The following is a 19,332-nucleotide window of genomic DNA, read 5'->3' as shown; positions in this document are numbered from 1 at the left end:
TAAACTTAACCTGACAGAAATGCCCGAATTCAATCCACTGCAACAACAGATCCGGGATGTTCGAATCCAGGTGGAAAGCGAAAAGAAGGATGTTTTCCATGCAAAGGAACGCCTGAAAAAACTGGAAATTCGGAAAAAAAGTGTCAAACGCAGTAAAGGCGAAGAAAGCAATGAATTCGAGGCTCTGCTGGACCGGGAGCGGGAACTGAAACAGGTGATTTCCCGAGGCAAATCCCAGCTGGCAGATACGCTGGGACAGAAGGCCTCGCTGTTTGAAGAGTTTCAGCCTTTTGCCGACCCGCGGAATAACATGGATAAACTCTCCGATGAATATCCGCTGCTGCTTTTACCTGTGCGGCTGGAAACCCGTTTCAAAAAAACCAACGGGGAATCCGGCGATCTTCAGCACCAGCTCTGGGTGCGTATTTTTCCCGATGAATGTTCCATTGACACATTTGACGAAACCCTATCCGAAAGCGAGCTACAGCAGATCAAAAATTACTGGATCTCTATATGGAAAGCGGGTAAGCCCGGTAACGATGCCATCAGATCTTATGTGAAGGAGAAGGAGATCGGAGCCTGGCGTAAACTGATGGGATTTTTTAATGCGGGCCGGTCGTACTGGCTTACCCAGCAATATAAACCGGTCAATACCGAACAAAACAATAATGATAAAAAACCGAAACGCAATACCGAGTCGGATATTCTGCTGGTGGTACCCACGGAGGAGCTACCGGCTACCGAAGTTCGGGACGCCTTGAGTCAATATTGGCAGAACATCCTGCTTGCCGGAGACGATGCCGGTGCGAAGGACGAAGCGTTTGAACAGTTAACAGATGCGCTGGCAATAGATGATGAAGCAGCCAGTCGGCTTACCGAACAGTATAAACCCCAGAATATCGATCTGGAAGAGCCGAGCGAAGATGTGACGTCCGATGATATTTCGGTGGCATTTTTGCACTTCCCAAAAACGGAGAATACCGACACAAAGCTGACGGCATGGGCGCAGGCGGCTAAAGTCTCGACCTTTCCGGAAAAATTTGTGTTGCTCGGCTTCCATGGCGACAACAGTGAACCCGTTATAAATGAGCTGGGAGAGCGCATTCCGGATCCTCTGATTGTGGGACCCGATACCCGCGACGATGTCGATGCTCTGTTGCGTGATGTATACGGTGATGAGTTTGATGAACTGTCCGACGACGAAAAAGCGGTCAAATATATAGAATATCTGTCGGGGCAGGCCGAAACCAAGTGGCTGTTCAATTTTGATGAAGCCGTCGATATGGGATTGGGATTCAAAGTTGATCTCACTAAAGAGCAATACGACCGCGGTTTCGACCGTCTATTTGTGCTGGGAGTTAAAATTGCCGCCGACGAACAGCAGGGCAAAGCCGAACTGGAAAATTTGATTCGTAATCATCATTACGGAGACAACGGGTTTTCGATACTGCCCCAGGGTACTCCAACGAACAATACCGAAGACGATGGCTCCGGGTATTCCGAATCCGAAGACGCCGAGGAGGCCTATGAGAGGTATTTTGAAGAGACGAATGAAGACGATCCGCATGAAAGAAGCGAAAAACGCGACGGACGCTGGCTGGCGGAATTGCTGGGAATCGACATAGATGAAGCTTCGTTGAAGCTCGTCGAAAATTATTATCAGACCGATCAGCGTGAGGCCTCGGATATGAATACGGCCCTGTGGAATGCCACCATCGGATATTTTTTGGAGAGTATGGTAACCCCCACAACGAACGAGTGGGAACGGGATTTGACCCGCTGGTTCCTGATTAATCATGTCCGTGGCCGCGGCCGGTTTCCATCTATCCGGGTTGGCGATCAGCCCTATGGCATATTGCCGGTAAGTACGATAAGTGATCTGAAATGGCTGGATCAGCCGCGCACCTCTTTTGCTAGGGACTATTCCGATCACATCCCGGTACTGCAGGATATGTACTCAATTTCTCAGAAAGTCAGAACGGACTGGGAAGATCTTGTCAAACAGGTGGCCTACGTCGGTAAGGAGGGAGATGCCCACCAGCTCCTGCTGCAGGCTCTGGGTCTGCACGCCACCTCTGTAGAATTTGACCGGCGCGTTGCACAAAGTTTTCTGCAGCATATTAATTCATTGAAGCTTAAGGGCCAATCGGATGATCTCATCAAGCAGCTGGCAGAATTTTTTGAAACGTTTTATAAAGCCCGCGGTATTCAGCTCCTGGAGGATCTGGGATACAACCACGATATGAAAGAGGATCCGCAGATCCCCATCCTGGAAAAGCTTTTTCTTACCGCACAGGAGGATGTGGAAAAACCGATGATTGACGACAATCCGCTCAGTGAAACGAACACGATTCGTGCCTATACGGAAACCGGCCAGAACTATATTGAGTGGCTGATTGAGAACGCCAGGGAAAATCATCGCAATATCAGAAATCAACGCGGATTTGCCGATAATAAGAAGCCCGATGCGTTGCTATACGATATGCTTCGCCACGCCCTTAATCTCGAGTTCGGAAACACCAGTCTGAATCTCTATCGCAATGCCGAAATTCTGAACCGATCCGAAGCGGCGTTCGCCAGGATCGATACCAATTTCATCGATGTAGAAGCTAACAAGGCCGAGCTACAGAGTAAGTGGGATCTTATCTACAGGAAAGAAGACCGAATAGCCGGTGATACCATGATCGCCGATCATATTTCCGAGCTGCTGAAAACGAACGTCGTCACCCCGCAATCTGGACAGTTGCACGAAGTAGTTGCAGCGCTCGAACGACTTAAGGATGTGCCGACGGCGCGGCTGGAACGCTGTTTCGCAGAACATCTGGACTGCTGCTCTTACCGGCTGGATGCCTGGATGCTGGGTTTTCTGCATCTTCAGCTTCACGCGATGCGCTTTGGCAGCGAAAACAACGATGAGAATGCAAAAGAGGGGATATACCTTGGCGCGTACGGATTTGTCGAAGACTTGAGGCCGAAAGAAAAAACGCTTACACCGTACGAGCCGGATCCCGATTTAAGGGATTTCTTTGATCCTGAAGGAAAAAATGATATTACAAAAGACGATACCAACGCGGGATATGTTCTTGCCCCGTCTATCAACCACGGACTTACGGCAGCGGTATTGCGAAATGCCTATATATCAAACGCCTCGGAGTTGGAGAAAGAGATATTTAAAGTAAATCTGTCGTCCGAACGGGTCCGGATGGCGATGGAGATCATCGAAGGCATGCAGGAGGGACAAAGCCTGGGCGCACTGCTGGGATACCAGCTTGAACGGGGGCTGCATGATAACAACGATGAAGAACTGGATGTCTATATTTATGAGCTTCGCAAGGTGTTTCCGCTGATTTCAAACCGGATGGAATCGACCGCGGTCGGGGAAGATGAAGACGAGCTGGATGAAGACCGGGCGGTCGGGAAAATAGAAGCCCGGAATGTCGTTGACGGATTGTCTTTGCTGGAGCATGTCAAGAAGACCGGAAATGAGATTTATCCGTTCGGCTTTCCGTTTGAAGACAGACCCGTCGAGCTGAAATCGGCTTCGTCCGATGAAGAAGATGCCATCAACGCAGAAGTGCAGCGGCTTATGAATATCCGGGATGCGATTGCCGATGTGGCGATGGCTGAGAGCGTTCATCAGGTGGTACAGGGCAATTACGACCGTGCCGGCGGGGCCTTGGATGCCTATAGCAAAGGCGACTATCCCCAGTTGCCGGATGTCGTTCAGTCGCCAGGCAGCGGTACAACCCTTACCCATCGCTTTGGCGTGCATCTGCCTTCCGGCATCGATCCCGCTTCGGGTGTAAACCCGAGGAGTAAGGCGGAACCCGCCGTCAATGCCTGGCTGGAGAATGTATTACCCTCCGTTTCGGATATCAGTTGTGTGATCACCTATCGTATTCCTGATTATAAAGATGACGATATTGCCGGCGCAGATGTCGAAGAAACACTCTCCATGGATGATTTGGGGTTGGTACCGATCGATCTGCTGTATATGCTAAGTGTCGAAAGCGAGAAGAACCTTACCGCTCTGGATGAGTATATTTTGCAGGCTGCATACAGGGAATTCGGCCTGCCCCCGCATGCGGTTATTGAAATCAATTATACACAGTTGGTCGAAAACAAAGTTACCTTTTTTGAGATTGCTTCGATAGTTTCTGATCTGAGAACGTTGATCGTTTCTTCACGTCCGTTGCGGCCCACCGACGTAATGCTGCAGAACGAAGCGAGTGAAGAACAGGATGCTGCGGCCAGCATCGATACAAACCGAATTACACTGGTAAAGGATTCCCTGGAGAATATTCTGGATGATCTGAAAGCTAATGTTATCGATAAGCTGGATGCTTTGATTGACGAAGAAGATCTGGAGGTGACGATGGGAAACAAATCTGCTATTTTAGCGAATTTTGATATCATATCAGACGAATTTATAGATCATCTAAGTCGGCTTGGCAGATTCGGACTGCCGGGTGCAGGATTTGGACATGTCTATGATCGTAAGCGTGCGGTTTACAACACGGTGTATGAAGAAGTGGTAAAATACAAAAAACGGTGGAATGAGAAGCTTGACACATACGACGATTTGGTTAACAATCGGTTGCCGGTAGCCGTGGATGACGATGAGAAAATTGAAATCCTGCTCAAAGCCGAGCGGGTAATCAGTACGCAGTACACAGGAACGGTCTCATCCTTAACCGATCTTAAAACCAACGTCGATGATAAAAAGGACGATTTCGACGACAAATACACAGAATTACAGAACTTCCTGACCGACAGCCACGCCAACATATCTGATCTGTTAGAGGCCGTTATTAATTTAAAAATTGGGTTGAACTCTTTCGACCATATGCCGCTTGAAACGGATGAAGATGAAAAGCAGGTGGTTATACTTTCTGAAGATATACTGAAGCAGGCTGTCAGACTGCATAAGTCGGTGTCGGAAGATTTGGCCGAGGTAGATAACCTGAAACAGGAAGCGGAAGAAGTAGCGGCAACCGATGAAAAAATAAATAAGCTGACCGAAGCCGCAAGATTGATGCTGGGTGACGATTTTGTGATGGTACCGGAATTTTGGTTTGGGGCCGACCATGAAACAGAACTGCAAAATTTTCTTAAAGACCCGGATCAGCTGCTGGATTATCAGATAAATGAACAATCGAACGACTTTCCCGTGGATGACTGGCTATACGGAGTAGCCAGGGTTCGTGAAAAACTGAGCGCTTGGGAAAGCCTTGTTATGACAGCAGAGGGCATAAAAGATCAGACGCTAAACCTGACGCCGGTGCAACTGCCCTATATCGAAAACGATAGCTGGCTGGGACTCTCATACCCGTCCGACTTGGAAATTGAAAGCGACAAACTTTTATATACAGCCTATATGCCCGGATTTAATCCGTCCGAATCACAATGCGGGTTGATGGTCGATGAGTGGACCGAAGTAATTCCCGCTAAAGATGAAACCAGCGGGTTGACTTTTCATTACGATCGTCCCAACTGCGAACCGCCGCAGACGATGCTGATGGTCACTCCATCGGCATTTACTGGGGAGTGGACGTGGAAAGAAATCGTTGAGTCGCTTCACGAAACCCTCGATCTTGCGAAACTGCGGGCTGTAGAACCCGACCAGATCGATCGAACAGGATACACACGGTTCCTGCCCGCCACCATTGCGACGATGACGGTTCACCCGGTCACGATGTTTTTAAACTATGGAATAAAAGCCAACCTGGAAACAGAAAATCCTGAAGACAATGGCTAAACTAAATAAGATAAACAGCTATATACCAACATTGACACTTTGGAATCGTCTCGAAGGACGACCGCGCCGCGAAGATTTTGACCGCGCATTGAAGGCAGAGGTCCGCGATGCGTTGTGGATGGTATCCAAACAGTGGCAGATGGGGGAGTTTATAGGTGATGATGCGGGATCACCCGTACTGGCTAAAGCTCATATGGAGACGACCTCCCTTACCAAGTATAAGGCCGGTGATGCTCCCGCTACGGCGATAGAAAAAGATATTCCACTGGAGGTTAAAGTCGAACATCAACAAATACCTTTCCGGCAGGGATCAAAAGATATCGCCCTCGACATCCGCTTGTTAATGGGAAGGCAGTGGCTGAAATGGATAAACCGGATAGATTCTGACTTGAAGCAGGAATATATCGATAACTACCAAATTGTTCAGCCGGATTCGGAGAGCGAGTCCGATGCCCATATCTGTGCTCATGTTAAAACCTGGCAGAAAGTTACAGCCGTAGCCGGACGCTGTATGGACGGATACCGTTTTTACCGGTTTCTGAAAGACAATCCCGGCCTACCTTCCTATCACGATATCGAAGGTGTAGGGGATGCTCAAAAACCGGAAATTGATGTTGCTGCAGATAAATTCATGGAGTGGTATGAACGGCTGTATTACCAATCGCACGAGCAGGATAAAGAGAATCCGTCCTGGCAACCGTCGTATCTGGAACATCAATTTGCCTGTTCGGCCCCGAAAGGCGAAGAAGAAAGGGTGCTTACTGCCGACGAGTACTATCACGGTCACCTTGACTGGTATAACTTGGATTTGGACAACGAGACGACATCGCTTGGTGACATCGATTCATCCGGTGAAGACCCGGAGGGAAGCATCACGCGAACATTTATTCCCACATCCGTCACATTCGGCGGCATGCCCCATCCGCGCTGGTGGACCATGGAAAACTGGAAAACCAATATCGGCTTCGTAAAGCCCGATACAACTGATCTGAACAAGTTGCTCCTGCTTGATTTCTTTCTGGTTTATTCCAACGATTGGTTCCTGGTTCCATTTACCCTGCCGGTGGGGAGCCTCGGGAACGTCAGGGGGTTGACGGTCACCAATTCATTCGGAGAAAAAACGTGGATAGAAGCCGCTGGATCGGGATCGAATGAAGACTGGCATCGCTGGAATATGTATACTCACAGTATCAGAGGCAGCGAGGAAGTTCCGGCCGACACGGGACTGTCAGTATTGCCGGTTGCCCGAAAAGTGCTGGAGGGCAAACCGCTGGAAGAAGTTTATTTACTACGCGATGAGATTGCCAATATGGTGTGGGGCGTTGAGTCGAAGATCCCGCTTATGACTGGTAAAAGTAAAGCCGGACGGGAGGCCGGACATGAGATCAGAAATAAACTGCAGCAGTTGACGGATCTGGAAAACTCCTCTGAACCGACCGAAGAGATTGGATCCAACGCCAATATCCGGTATCAGGTTGTGAATTCTGTCCCGGAACAGTGGATTCCTTTTATCCCGGTTCACAAAAACGAAAGCCAGAGGGAGATTGAATTGCAGCGTGCGGCTATGCCGAGGATTTTGAAAAATGATCCTAAAATACCGAAGAAGATTAAACCTCGGACTTCGCTGCTACGCGAAGGGTTGGACCAAGAGAAAAAGATCCCATATTATATTCATGAAGAAGAGATCCCAAGAGCCGGTGTCAAAATTCACAAAGCTTTCCAGCGAACTCGGTGGTATAACGGAAAAGTGTTTAACTGGCTGGGTATCAGGAAAAAAACAGGACGCGGAGAGGGACATAGCGGTCTGGCGTTCGATCAGATCGTCCCGGTGGAAAAGAAAGATTCAGAATCTGAAATTTAGGATTAAAACAGAACGACCAAAGAATTTATTAAATTGATAGATGATGGTTGCAAATAAAGTTAGAATCCTACGTGATAAATTAAAGATTGAGTATAAAAATAAGATGTCTCATCAGAGTAGTTTTTATCATATCACCAATTCAATTATTTAGCCCAATAATCTATATATAGTCACTCCTGTCCGAACATTTTCTGAGATTGACATAGAAAGTACGTTGACTTTCGTTAAACGCATATAATTTACAAGATTCTAAAATAAAAACTACCCGAGCGCCAGCGATTGTTGGGTGGTATCCGGTGGTGGCTTATGCTTCTTTTTGGCTTTTTGTACAGTAATCTGAATTTCGCTGGTGATGTATTCCAGACGATTATACTGCGTCAGGCATACTCGTATGAGCGTCACAAAGTGTCCAAAGCAGTGATAGACTTTGCTGATCGACCGGCGAATGAGTTCCAGCAGCAAGTATACAATCATGGCAACGTAGATCTGAGACTTACAAGCGTTCTCGCTGGTGCCTAAAAACGTTTTTATTTGCAGGTTTTGCTTGATGAGCTTAAAGAAGATCTCGATTTGCCACCGCCGTTTGTATAAGTCGCCAATTGTGGCTGCCGACCATTGCTTATTGTTGGTAATCACGACAATGATTTTGTTCTCATCGGCTTTATAGATGGCCACCCGTCGCAAGAGAATCTGATCAATTCCCGCCTCTATGGCCGCTGTCCCGGTTAAATAAATACGTTCATCTTTTAGAATGTGCTGGTCTTCCTCCTCGGGAAGGTCACATTCGCCAATCGACTCATACACTGTATTGGACTTCATCCGGGTCACGAAGTAATTTTCGTCCTCGATGCGGGTAGCAAGCAGCCCGAAATCAAAATAGCCCCTGTCATCCACAACGATCGTACCGGAGCAAATCCACCGGCCGGTTGGTAGGGTGGAGACACATGAATGCATAAACGATTGTCCACTTTATGTTGCAATTCCAAATGGCTTCTCCGAAACCTTTAAAAGCAATGCATTATATTTACCTAATTTTTGGGAATGGTGAGTGAAATTTTTGTTTCTGAACTTTATTTACTTTTTCTTTCTTCAAGAATCTGAGGCTTACTTTATCGGGGAATTTATATGTCAGACAACAATGTCGACCCTTCATCAAACTACCGCAGTGGCAGCAATAATGGGAACAGGGGCTATTATTCAAATGGCAGCCAGCAGGGGCGTGGGGATCGCGGGCACTCACCGGACGACGAAATTGACCTGAAACATCTCTTTGCCGTACTCATGCGGCGCAAGTGGGCTGTGATCGGCATTACGTTGCTCTTTACGATAGGTGCCCTCGCCTACGCCTATAATACTATCCCGGTATACGAAAGCAATGGCACGCTGCTGATTACCGAATCGCAGAGCAGCCGGGGACAGATAGGGGGCGATCTGTCTGAGCTTCTGAGCGCTACCTACGGTTTTGGTATGGGCAGCACGCTGGGCAATGAGCTGCAGATTATGCGCTCACGGCGGATGTCTAACATGCTGGCCGATAAAGTGATGCAGCAGGACCTGATGGAAAACGGCCAGCGGTTTCCGGTACTCTGGCAAGAATATCCAATCGATTCAACGGTAGTGAGTGCCGGTGCAGTTGCGACGCGGATACGGAATAATATCTCGTATGGCAGAGTTGACCGCGACACGGAAGTGGTCGAAATCCGCTTCCGCAGTTACTCGCCGATGGAAGCACAGTGGATGGTGGACGAGGCAATTAATTCTTATTCTGAACTTTCTACAGACCAGAACAGGATGGCGGCCAACTCTGCGATGAGGTTCCTGGAGGACGAACGGCGGCAGATTGAGGAAAACCTTCGGGAAAAGGAGGAGCAGCTGAAACAATTTATGGACCGCTCCGGCATCGTGGCTGTGGACGGACAGACCCAGCAGCTGATTACACGTATTTCAGAACTTGAAAGTCAAAAGCAACAGGTGCGTACCCGTCTTGTGGCAATCAATACGGCGATTGAAAACTACGAACGGCAGATTGATGAGATCCGCCCCGGCCTGGCCCAGCAGTTTGCCGAGGGTGTAGGCTCAAGCATGGAGCGACTTCAGTTTCAGCTTGCCGAACTGGAGACCGAGCGAATGCTGCTGCTCAACCGCAATCCCGGACTACGGGAGAACCCTGAGCGGGAGCCCCAGTTGGTACAAATCAACAATAATATTGCGATGCTGAAGGAAGAAATTAACCGCGTGGCATCACGGCTGGTGGATGAGTCGGAAGAGTACCTCACGTTTCTGAGGAGCAGCGATGGCGGTATTGCAGGGCGATTGCTGGATCTCCGGACCCGCCTGATTGAACTGAATGTGGAAAAAAGCCAGCACGAGGCGCAGCAGGAAGTACTAGACGAGCGGCTGACCGAGGAGAACCGGTTTTTTGAAAATCTGCCGCAGAATATGGTAGAATTTGCCCGCCTGCAGCGTGACGTGCAAATAAATGAACAGCTTTTCCTTACCGTATCCGACCAGTACGCCGAAACCGCGTTCTGGGAGCAGACACAGTTTGGCCTCGGCCGGCCGGTGGATTACGGGATGATGCCGGGAAGACCGGTGGAGCCGCGAACCCGTATGATCGGCCTGATCGGCCTGCTGCTTGGCGGCGTTGTGGGTATGGGATATGCGTTTGGACGTGAGGCCCTCATCAAAGTAATTGACGGCACTGAAAAAATGAGAAAACTGAACTACCCGGTACTGTCGGTGATCCCTGATATTAAAAAAGTGGTTAAAGAGAAATTTAAAGGGGATGATACCATTCCCGTAGCAGATGGCCGGAAGGTATCTTCAACCATACTGACGCTCGTGGATCGCATCTCTCCGGTGGCGGAATCGTTCCGGCGATTGCATAACAATATTGTCTACTCGCAGCCGGATGAGAAATTTCAGACCATCCTTGTAACCAGTTCTGCGCAGGGCGAGGGGAAAACCACAATTGTTAGCAACTTAGCTGTGGCCTTGACCGAAGCGGGTAAAAAAGTGCTCATAGTAGACCTTGACCTCAGGCGCCCGAAACTGCATATTCTCTGGAAGGAATCTCAACGCCCCGGTTTGATAGAAGTCTTGTTTGAGGATGTTACGCTTGAAGAGGCAATTAAACCGTCTGCCGCACCCGGTATCGATCTGCTGATGGCCGGGACGAAGACGCCCAACCCGGCAGCCATTAATCAGAGTGAAGCTCTTAGAAAGCTGATTATTGAACTGAAAGAACGATACGACCATATTCTGATTGATACGGCCCCGTACGGAATTATTACTGACGCCGCGCCGATGATGCGCCTGGCAGATGGTATTGTTGTAGCGGCCAGGTTTAACAAGACCAAAGAGACCCAGCTGGAACACACCCTGGGGAACCTGGAGCGAATTCACGCAAACATCCTTGGCACCGTGCTCTTAGGCTTCGACCACCATAAGAGCTCCGACTATTACTACGGAAACGACAACTACTATTACGCCTATGAAGCGTATGATGAATATCATAAGGAAAAGGCTTAGTGAGTTATGAGGACCTGACAGCGTCCACGCGCTTTTGCGTGGTCCTGTAAGCGTCCGGTTTTTAGTGATGAGTTATGAGATGACCGGGGACGGAGGACCGATGACCGAAGAGCATGGTCCTGCAAGCATTCTGTATTAACCACAGAGGACACGGAGGTATGCGCGAAGTTGCACAAAGGAATAAATGAAACCCAATACCCAATACCCAAATTCCTTAATAAACTAATCACCAAATTCACAAATAAACTAATCCCCATTACAGGGAGATTCTTCGATGCGCCTCTCAGCCATTCGGCTGCTCGGCTTACTCAGAATGACAGGTTAACTTTTTAGTAGAAAGGGCGGCGTATAAAAGCAGTCGATATAACAAAATTCCATGTAACGCCGCCACATAAAATGAAATTTTATACCCAATACCCAAATTCCCTAATTCACATATAAACTAATTCCCCAATCCCCTAAAAATGAAACAGACTTTATTTCTTGTACTGCTTTTAATCGTGACCAGTCTATACACTGTCGAAAATACAACCGCCCAGCAGCGTGAAGTACCGACGTCGCAAATGTTTCGACTGGCGGAGGGGATTGTGCGGATTGCTGAGCCGGGACAGCTCGCGGATTCGGTGAATGTATGGGGGGATGTGAGCGCGCCCGGTCGCTATGTGGTGCCGCGCGGCACCCGCGCCCATGAGCTGATATCCTACGCACGTGGCCCGATCGGCTTCCGGACCGGAGAAACGACGCTTGATTGGTCCAAAATGCGCTTGGAGGTAAACATCTCGCGATACGACCACGAGACGGGGGAGGAAACCGTACAGAACTTCCGCTTCCGCTACAACGAACCCTACCCGGCAGAACTGCGAAGGTACCGACTCAGCAACGACGAAATCATCAGCCTGGAAGTCAAACGCCGCGCCGCCTTCGTCGACTATGTTCGCGTCATTGCTCCGGTATTAACAGCCGTCGCAACAGGGTTTTTAATTGTTGATAGATTGTAGGTGCAAGGTTCCCCGGCATTCGCCGGGACCGGAAAAGCCCCGGCAGGGTACAGGGATCAGGGTTTGGCCCTAAGACCTTAAAGCGTGCGGTTTTTGAGTTTTTAGGGTTTAGTTTTAGTTGTTGATTGTAGATAAGGACCTGCCAGAGTTTGAAGGCGTGCTGCGAGTATCTACTTCGTTGGAATTGCCTCCGACTCGGATCGCAGTCCCAACCCTCGTGGCAGTTCGCCGATATCCTGGCAGAGTCTGAAAGTTTTGAGTGATTAGTGTTTAGTGATGAGTTTTAAAAATGAAAGTTGAATGTTGAAACGCTGTCACTGTTAAATGTTAAAGGTTACCTGCTGCGTGTATTTCGCAGTCCCGGCGCCAGCGTTTTTCTGGTCCCGCAGAATTGCGGGAAATGCCGGGGCACCCTGTACCTTGTACCATAGAAAACTGCTTTAGAGACTTTAGAAAAGAGAATTTGGCTTTAGGTATTTAATATTTAACCAAAACTACGAATCATCATGAAAAACTTCGCATTGACTGGGTTGGCCGGGTACATTGCACCGAGACATTTGAAAGCGATTAAGGACACGGGAAACCGTCTGGTGGCTGCCGTTGATCCCCATGACTCCGTGGGGATTATTGACAGCTTCTTCCCGGACGCCAGCTTTTTTACCGAGGTAGAACGGTTCGACCGCCACCTGGAAAAGTGTAGGAGGGCCATGAACGGCGATGCGATTCATTACCTGACGGTTTGTTCTCCTAATCACCTGCATGATGCGCACATCCGCCTGGCACTGCGTGTGGATGCGGACGTCATCTGCGAAAAACCACTGGTGTTGAACCCCTGGAACCTGGATGTACTGCAGGAGCTGGAAGAGGAGTACGGGCAGCGGGTGTGGACCATTCTGCAGCTTCGGGTGCACCCGTCAATTGTGGAGCTGAAAGAGAAGCTGGCTACACGGAACAACGGCAAACGCCATAAGATTAAGCTGACCTACATCACCTCGCGCGGGCTGTGGTACCACTACTCCTGGAAGGGGAATATGGAAAAATCGGGTGGAATCGGTACCAACATCGGGATCCACTTTTTTGATATGCTGATGTGGCTTTTTGGTGCCCCGGATACCGTAGAGCTGTATGTGCGTGAAAAGAACCGCATGGGCGGTTTCCTCGAATTGCCGAACGCCGATGTGGAGTGGTACCTCTCACTTGAACCGCAGGATATACCCACAAGTGCCGGCGATGGCAAGCGTACCTACCGCACCATCACCGTGGACGGCGAAGAGCTGGAGTTCAGCGGCGGCTTCACCGATCTGCACACAAAAGTATACGAGGAGACCATAAATGGCAACGGCTTTGGCATTGATGACGCGCGACCATCAATAGAATTGGTGCATAAACTACGAACTATGGAATTGACGGAGAATCCGAAAGGAATAATGCATCCGAGTATAGAAGAACTGGGGGTTTAACCACGGAGGACACAAAGGGATGCACAGAGGTACACAAAGAAAAATAATATACACTGTGTCCTTTGTGGATACCTTTGTGAACCTCTGTGGTTAAAAAAAAAATTAAAAATATGCCTCGTAACACAAACATCGATAACGTAAAAATTCACGAATCCGTCTACGTAGACGAACCCGTCTCCATTGGCAGCGGCACGAAGATTTGGCACTTCTGTCATATTTCTAAAAATACAGAGATCGGCGAGAACTGTGTGTTTGGGCAGAATGTGTTTGTGGCGAATGATGTGAAGATCGGCAGCAGGGTGAAGGTGCAGAACAACGTTTCGATTTACACCGGCTGCGAGCTGGAGGATGAAGTGTTCCTCGGCCCGAGCTGTGTGCTGACCAACGTCACGAACCCCCGAAGCCAGGTGAACCGCCATTCGCTGTATGAAAAGACTCTTTTCCGAAGAGGCTGCAGCATCGGCGCTAACGCCACGGTGGTGCCCGGCATCACCATCGGACGATACGCATTTATCGGGGCAGGGGCAGTAGTGACCAAAGACGTCCCCGATTACGCCCTCATGCTCGGCAACCCCGCAAAGCAGAAAGGGTGGATGAGTCGGCATGGGCATCATCTCTCTGATCCGGATCCGGACGGCATCATGGTCTGTCCTGAAAGTGGGTTTAGGTATCAGTTAGTACAAGGTACAGGGCACAGGGTTCAAGGTGCAGGAAAAGCAGAACAGCTTAAATGCCTCGATCTGGATGAGGAAGAATCACTGCCGGAGGATCTTTCATCCGGATCAAAAACTTACGATGAATTTAAATAGGTGGGGGTTAACCACAGAGGTACACAAAGGAATGCACAAAGACGCACAAAGAAAAACAATATACACTGTGTCCTTTGTGGATATCTTTGTGACCTTAGTGGTTCACCAAAACGAACTTAATTAGGACTCCGAAATGGAATTTATTGACTTAAAATCACAGTACGAGAAATATAAAACGGAAATTGATACCCGTATTCACAAAGTATTAGAACACGGCCAATACATCATGGGCCCGGAAGTGCATGAGCTGGAGGAGACGCTGGCGGATTATGTGGGGGTGAGCCATTGCATTACGACCAGCAGCGGTACGCACTCCCTGGAGATTGCCCTGCGGGCGCTGGGCGTTGGGCCGGGCGATGAGGTGATTACGGTTCCGTTTTCGTGGATCAGTTCGGCGGAGGTGATCATGCTGGTGGGTGCCACGCCGGTTTTTGTAGATATTGAGCACGATACGTTTAATATGGACGCTTCAAAGATTGAAGCCGCCATCACGGATAACACCAAAGCCATCATCCCCGTCAGCCTCTTTGGACAGATGCCGGAGATGGAAGCCATTAACGCCATTGCCGAAAAGCACGACATTGCCGTGATGGAAGACGGCGCCCAGAGTTTTGGCGCCACCCGCAACGGTAAAAAAAGCTGCGGGGCCTCGCTGGTGGGCAGCACCTCGTTCTTCCCGGCCAAGCCGCTCGGCTGCTATGGCGACGGCGGGGCCCTGTTTACGGACGATGACGACCTCGCCGAAACCATCCGCGCCATCCGCACCCACGGCGGCGTGAAGCGCCACTACCACACCCATGTAGGCACCAACGGGCGGTTCGACTCCATGCAGGCGGCCGTCATTTTAGGCAAGTGGCCCGGGTTTGCGGATGAAATACAAAAACGAGGCGATATTGGCGCCCGCTACAGCGAATTGTTAAAAGAACACTGCACCACACCGAAAGTTTTGAATGGCAACACCCACGTCTACGCCCAGTACACCATCCGCGTGGATGAAGGGAGGCGGGACGAAATCGTTGCCGGCATGAAAGAGTCAGGAATTCCGATTGGCGTCTACTACCCGAAGTGTTTTCATGAACAGCCTGTATTCGAACACCTGGGACATGAGTATGGTGACTTCCCCGAATCTGAGAAGGCTTCTCGTGAAGTGTTAAGTTTACCGATGCATCCATTCCTCAGCGAGGATGAGCAGAAGGAAATAGCTACAAAATTGATTGAATTACTATGAACACTGACACACTGTAAAGAGCAGCCGGTATTCGAACATTTAGGCTATACATATGGTGATTTTCCAGAGTCCGAAAAGGCTTCAAAGGAAGTGATGAGTTTGCCCATGCATCCATTCCTCAACATTGATGATCAGAATGAAATCAGAGGTGAAATAATTGAGAATATATGACCAATGACACACTGTGAACTGTAACTACTGAATACTTTAAGAATTTAATCCTCAACTTAAGAATAGCTTTATTGCATAGAATAATTAAAAATATATTTAATAAAGTTCTTGGTGAAGGTTCTACAAAAAATGTTTTCAAAAACATGAGTATTCTTGCGTCGGGAACTGGTATTGCCAAAATTATTGGGTTAGCAGCAATGCCATTTATTACAAGAATTTATACACCTGAACATTTTGGAATTCTTGCTGTATTTACGGCAGCTCTGGTGATACTTCTTGTTTTTGCAGACATGCGATATATAGTTGCATTACTTTTACCAAAAAGCGATGAATTAGCATTTAATTTATTTATTCTGATACTAAGTTTAATTGGTTTGATAACACTTTTCTGTACTATAATACTTTTATTTTATGGAGAGTTGATTTTCGCATTTTTTAACATGGTTGAAATCACTTCTTACTGGTGGTTACTTATATTGGGTTTGGCTGGGGCGTCAATTTTTGAATTATTGTCACAATGGGCAATCCGAAAAAAATCTTTTGATGTAGTTGCAAAAACAAGTGTTTGGCAATCCGTATTTTCTGCAAGTGCCAAAATCGGATTAGGTTTATTTGGATTGAAACCAATTGGTTTATTAATTGGAGTTGTTCTCAAGAAGGCAGGTGGAATATTAGCTTTTCTAAAAATATTCTTAAAAGATTTTAGAAATTATTGGTATAAAGTTACTTTCAAAAAGATTTTCTTCTTACTCCGATATTATAAGGAACTCCCGATGTATAGCTTACCGTCACAATTCCTTTTAATAGTAGCAGGTAAAATTCCAGTGCTATATTTTGCATTCCAATTTGGTTCTAATACCACTGGACAATTGGGTTTAGCGATGACAGTTATAGGCATTCCTATAGGGCTTTTGGGAAGATCAACAGGTCAAGCATTTTATAGTGAAATTGCCAGGATTGGAAAAGATAATTCTGAAAAAATTTACAATTTATCAATAAATATTCTCAAGCGATTAGCAATAGTAAGTATTCTTCCGTGTACCATTTTGCTTTTCGGTTCACCCTTTCTGTTTCAACTTATTTTTGGAAGTGAATGGTACCAAGCAGGATTAATTACTAGTATCCTCACAATTTATTTATTCTTTCAATTTCTTAGTCTACCATTTATAAACATATTAAATGTTTTAAATCTGCAAAACATCTATTTTAAAATAAATCTTTCTAAGATACTATTGGCGACTATACCATTTACATTATCATATTTCTTTGAATATGAAATTTATTCAACCTTGATTCTATATACTATCTTCATGAGTATATATTATACTTATAGTAGTTACGCAATATTTTCAATAATAAAACCAAAGCAATAGAGTAGATTACAATATGTATATATCTGTAATAGTTCCACTTTATAATAAAGAAAAGTATATAACAGAAACTATACACTCAGTTCTTAATCAGAAGTATAAGAATTTTGAAATTATTGTAGTTAATGATGGGTCAACTGATAACAGTGTTAATAAGGTCAGGGATATAAAAGATGAGAAAGTGAAATTGGTTAATAAAAATAATGGTGGAGAGGCAACTGCAAGAAATAGAGGTATTGAAGAAGCTAATTACAAACTGATTTCATTTTTGGATGCTGACGATATCTGGTATGATGATTATCTATTGAATATGGTTGATTTAATAAAAGAATATCCTGAGGCGGGCATGTACTGCAGTGGATATAATTTAGAATACCCAGATAAAATTAAGAGAAAACGCTTTATTGGTTTGAAAAATAACTACAAAGGTCTTGTTGAAGATTATCTTATTAGATCAGCAAAATCATCAATTGCGAGTTCTGATACTGTGGTGATAAGAAAAGATGTTTTTAAAAAAGTTGGTTTTTTTAATACATCACTTAACCATGGTCCGGATTTAGATATGTGGTTTAAAATTGCGTTAAACTATAAAGTTGCATTTTATAATTTTCCCGGTGCATTACATAAGAAAACAGTTGAAGGAAGAGTAAGTGATCGGAACAGAGATGCTAACCTACCTTACTTTGATTCATTAATTGCAAATGTATCCAGATTTTGTCCTGATGGTAAAAAGAAAGATGCTAAACATTATCTAAAGAAAAGATATCAAAAAAAAATAAGATCTTTACTTTTTAGCATACAACTTAGAGAGGTATTTAAAGTTCACGATCACATGAAAAACAATCTGTAAACATTAATATTTCATTATTCGGAAGTTGAAATTATGAAGTTGAAGAGTAAATTTGAATTTTGGATTGTTATTGCAATTCTGCTACTTAATAGTGTAGTTTTGCTTGTTGAATCAGGGGCAAGAGGGAATATTCATTTAGGGTTGATAAGAGGATATGTTGCTATAATATTCGTAACATATTTTTTATTAAGCAATTTAAAATTAAACAGACTTACCTTATATGTTTATTTATTTTTAATTTACCTATTTTTATTGGCTCTCTTTTCACAGAATCCTGCTTACTCACTGACAATGTTTTCAAGAGTATACATTACTCTTATGATGCTTCCTATTGGTTATTATGTGGTTAATTCCGTTAGGCGATTTGAAATGCTGAATAGAACTTACATATATATACTAACTTTAATCTGTATATATATTATTATTTCAAATATACTTGGCATTGGAATATCTACTTATTTAGAGGGCACTTTTTATACTGGTCAAACAAATGTCAATATTGTTAAAGATATGTTGATACTACTGGTTGCAGTGCCTGTTTACTACACCATGTTTATAGATGAAAAGGAAAATTATGCGTCTAATAAATATGTGCTATTATTCATCACTATAACAACTTTATTAATTGTTGTCATTGGTTTTAAAAGAGGTGCATTACTTGCACTTATTGCAGGGTTACTTACATATATTTATTATAGCCCTTATAAAATAAGAATCTCCAAATATATAGTTATATCTGGATTGATATTACTTATAACTTCACCCATTTATATTAATGTATTATTAGATCGTTATGAACACAGGAGAGATTTGATCGAGAGAATGGGCAATATTCAGCAGATAGCTGAAGAAAGAACTGATAGGGTAGGTGAGTTTATTACAACAGTGGAAGTTGTGTCTGAAGATGGAATTTTATCAACTTTTTTTGGAAAAGATTTATTTGATCATGTGGGAGTTTTGCCAGGTTTTGGATTCAATAGGTCTATTCATGTTGATTATTCAGTTTATTTATATGGAGCTGGTTTAATTGGACTGTTTTTATATCTATGGTTGCATATAATGATTCTTCTGGAAAATAATAAGTACTACAAACATTTAAAGGATATAAGAGAGATACGGGAATTAAAAACCATAATTTTTGTAGTCATTATAATGTCATTGCTGATGTCTATTTCTGGTGGGTGGGGAAATATTACTTTTAGAACATTTATAATGCTTTATTTGGGAGCTTGTTTAGGTGTAATGAAGACTATTTATCTTAATGAAAAAAGCGAGTAAAACGTACATTGTACTGAA

12 protein-coding genes are annotated in these 19,332 nt (G+C 45.6%); 11 read left to right on the top strand and 1 reads right to left on the bottom strand.

What is annotated here, in order from left to right; translation table 11 throughout:
• Positions 1-19: 19 nt before the first annotated feature.
• The gene (locus tag DYD21_RS10580; RefSeq protein WP_116036279.1) at positions 20-5,758 is read left to right on the top strand and encodes a hypothetical protein; all 5,739 of its coding nucleotides are present in this window, start codon (positions 20-22) and stop codon (positions 5,756-5,758) included.
• Complete coding sequence (locus tag DYD21_RS10575) at positions 5,751-7,619, top strand: hypothetical protein (RefSeq protein WP_116036277.1); 1,869 nt, start codon at positions 5,751-5,753, stop codon at positions 7,617-7,619. The genes DYD21_RS10580 and DYD21_RS10575 overlap by 8 nt, the downstream gene beginning before the upstream one ends.
• Before the next feature lie 261 nt (positions 7,620-7,880).
• Here the strand turns inward: DYD21_RS10575 and DYD21_RS10570 are convergent, their stop codons facing one another.
• Positions 7,881-8,573 (bottom strand): IS4 family transposase, encoded by a 693-nt coding sequence (locus tag DYD21_RS10570; RefSeq protein WP_116036274.1) that lies wholly within the window; start codon positions 8,571-8,573, stop codon positions 7,881-7,883.
• 171 nt (positions 8,574-8,744) lie between these two features.
• Between DYD21_RS10570 and DYD21_RS10565 the strand changes: the two genes are divergently transcribed.
• From DYD21_RS10565 to DYD21_RS10525, 9 genes are all read left to right on the top strand, one after another.
• Positions 8,745-11,150 carry a polysaccharide biosynthesis tyrosine autokinase gene (locus DYD21_RS10565; protein WP_116036272.1) on the top strand — a complete coding sequence of 802 codons (2,406 nt, stop codon included), beginning with the start codon at positions 8,745-8,747 and terminating at the stop codon, positions 11,148-11,150.
• Between the two features lie 464 nt (positions 11,151-11,614).
• Positions 11,615-12,148, top strand: coding sequence for a hypothetical protein (locus DYD21_RS10560; protein ID WP_116036269.1), 534 nt, complete (start codon positions 11,615-11,617; stop codon positions 12,146-12,148).
• A gap of 506 nt (positions 12,149-12,654) precedes the next feature.
• Complete coding sequence (locus tag DYD21_RS10555) at positions 12,655-13,608, top strand: Gfo/Idh/MocA family protein (RefSeq protein WP_116036266.1); 954 nt, start codon at positions 12,655-12,657, stop codon at positions 13,606-13,608.
• 110 nt (positions 13,609-13,718) lie between these two features.
• Positions 13,719-14,417, top strand: coding sequence for an acyltransferase (locus DYD21_RS10550; RefSeq protein WP_116036264.1), 699 nt, complete (start codon positions 13,719-13,721; stop codon positions 14,415-14,417).
• 133 nt (positions 14,418-14,550) lie between these two features.
• Complete coding sequence (locus DYD21_RS10545) at positions 14,551-15,645, top strand: DegT/DnrJ/EryC1/StrS aminotransferase family protein (protein WP_116036261.1); 1,095 nt, start codon at positions 14,551-14,553, stop codon at positions 15,643-15,645.
• 3 nt (positions 15,646-15,648) lie between these two features.
• Positions 15,649-15,816, top strand: a complete 168-nt coding sequence (locus DYD21_RS21495) for a DegT/DnrJ/EryC1/StrS family aminotransferase (protein WP_116036258.1) — start codon at positions 15,649-15,651, stop codon at positions 15,814-15,816.
• A gap of 143 nt (positions 15,817-15,959) precedes the next feature.
• A complete protein-coding gene (locus DYD21_RS10535) occupies positions 15,960-17,189 on the top strand; it encodes a lipopolysaccharide biosynthesis protein (protein WP_147303560.1) in 1,230 nt (409 codons plus the stop codon).
• Between the two features lie 13 nt (positions 17,190-17,202).
• The gene (locus DYD21_RS10530; RefSeq protein ID WP_116036254.1) at positions 17,203-18,036 is read left to right on the top strand and encodes a glycosyltransferase; all 834 of its coding nucleotides are present in this window, start codon (positions 17,203-17,205) and stop codon (positions 18,034-18,036) included.
• 33 nt (positions 18,037-18,069) lie between these two features.
• Positions 18,070-19,314, top strand: a complete 1,245-nt coding sequence (locus DYD21_RS10525) for a hypothetical protein (protein WP_116036251.1) — start codon at positions 18,070-18,072, stop codon at positions 19,312-19,314.
• The last annotated feature ends 18 nt before the right edge of the window (positions 19,315-19,332 follow it).

The organism is Rhodohalobacter sp. SW132, assembly GCF_003390325.1.
Taxonomy (GTDB): Bacteria; Bacteroidota; Rhodothermia; order Balneolales; family Balneolaceae; genus SW132.
Note: the sequence above shows the minus strand (reverse complement) of the source record. Positions and strands in the feature narration are given on the sequence as shown.

Excerpts from the sequence above, each read along its gene's own strand:
- DYD21_RS10580 (WP_116036279.1), top strand. The coding sequence starts at position 20 with ATGCCCGAATTCAATCCACTGCAACAACAGATCCGGGATGTTCGAATC.
- DYD21_RS10575 (WP_116036277.1), top strand. The coding sequence starts at position 5,751 with ATGGCTAAACTAAATAAGATAAACAGCTATATACCAACATTGACACTT.
- DYD21_RS10570 (WP_116036274.1), bottom strand. The coding sequence starts at position 8,573 with ATGCATTCATGTGTCTCCACCCTACCAACCGGCCGGTGGATTTGCTCC.
- DYD21_RS10565 (WP_116036272.1), top strand. The coding sequence starts at position 8,745 with ATGTCAGACAACAATGTCGACCCTTCATCAAACTACCGCAGTGGCAGC.
- DYD21_RS10560 (WP_116036269.1), top strand. The coding sequence starts at position 11,615 with ATGAAACAGACTTTATTTCTTGTACTGCTTTTAATCGTGACCAGTCTA.
- DYD21_RS10555 (WP_116036266.1), top strand. The coding sequence starts at position 12,655 with ATGAAAAACTTCGCATTGACTGGGTTGGCCGGGTACATTGCACCGAGA.
- DYD21_RS10550 (WP_116036264.1), top strand. The coding sequence starts at position 13,719 with ATGCCTCGTAACACAAACATCGATAACGTAAAAATTCACGAATCCGTC.
- DYD21_RS10545 (WP_116036261.1), top strand. The coding sequence starts at position 14,551 with ATGGAATTTATTGACTTAAAATCACAGTACGAGAAATATAAAACGGAA.
- DYD21_RS10535 (WP_147303560.1), top strand. The coding sequence starts at position 15,960 with ATGAGTATTCTTGCGTCGGGAACTGGTATTGCCAAAATTATTGGGTTA.
- DYD21_RS10530 (WP_116036254.1), top strand. The coding sequence starts at position 17,203 with ATGTATATATCTGTAATAGTTCCACTTTATAATAAAGAAAAGTATATA.
- DYD21_RS10525 (WP_116036251.1), top strand. The coding sequence starts at position 18,070 with ATGAAGTTGAAGAGTAAATTTGAATTTTGGATTGTTATTGCAATTCTG.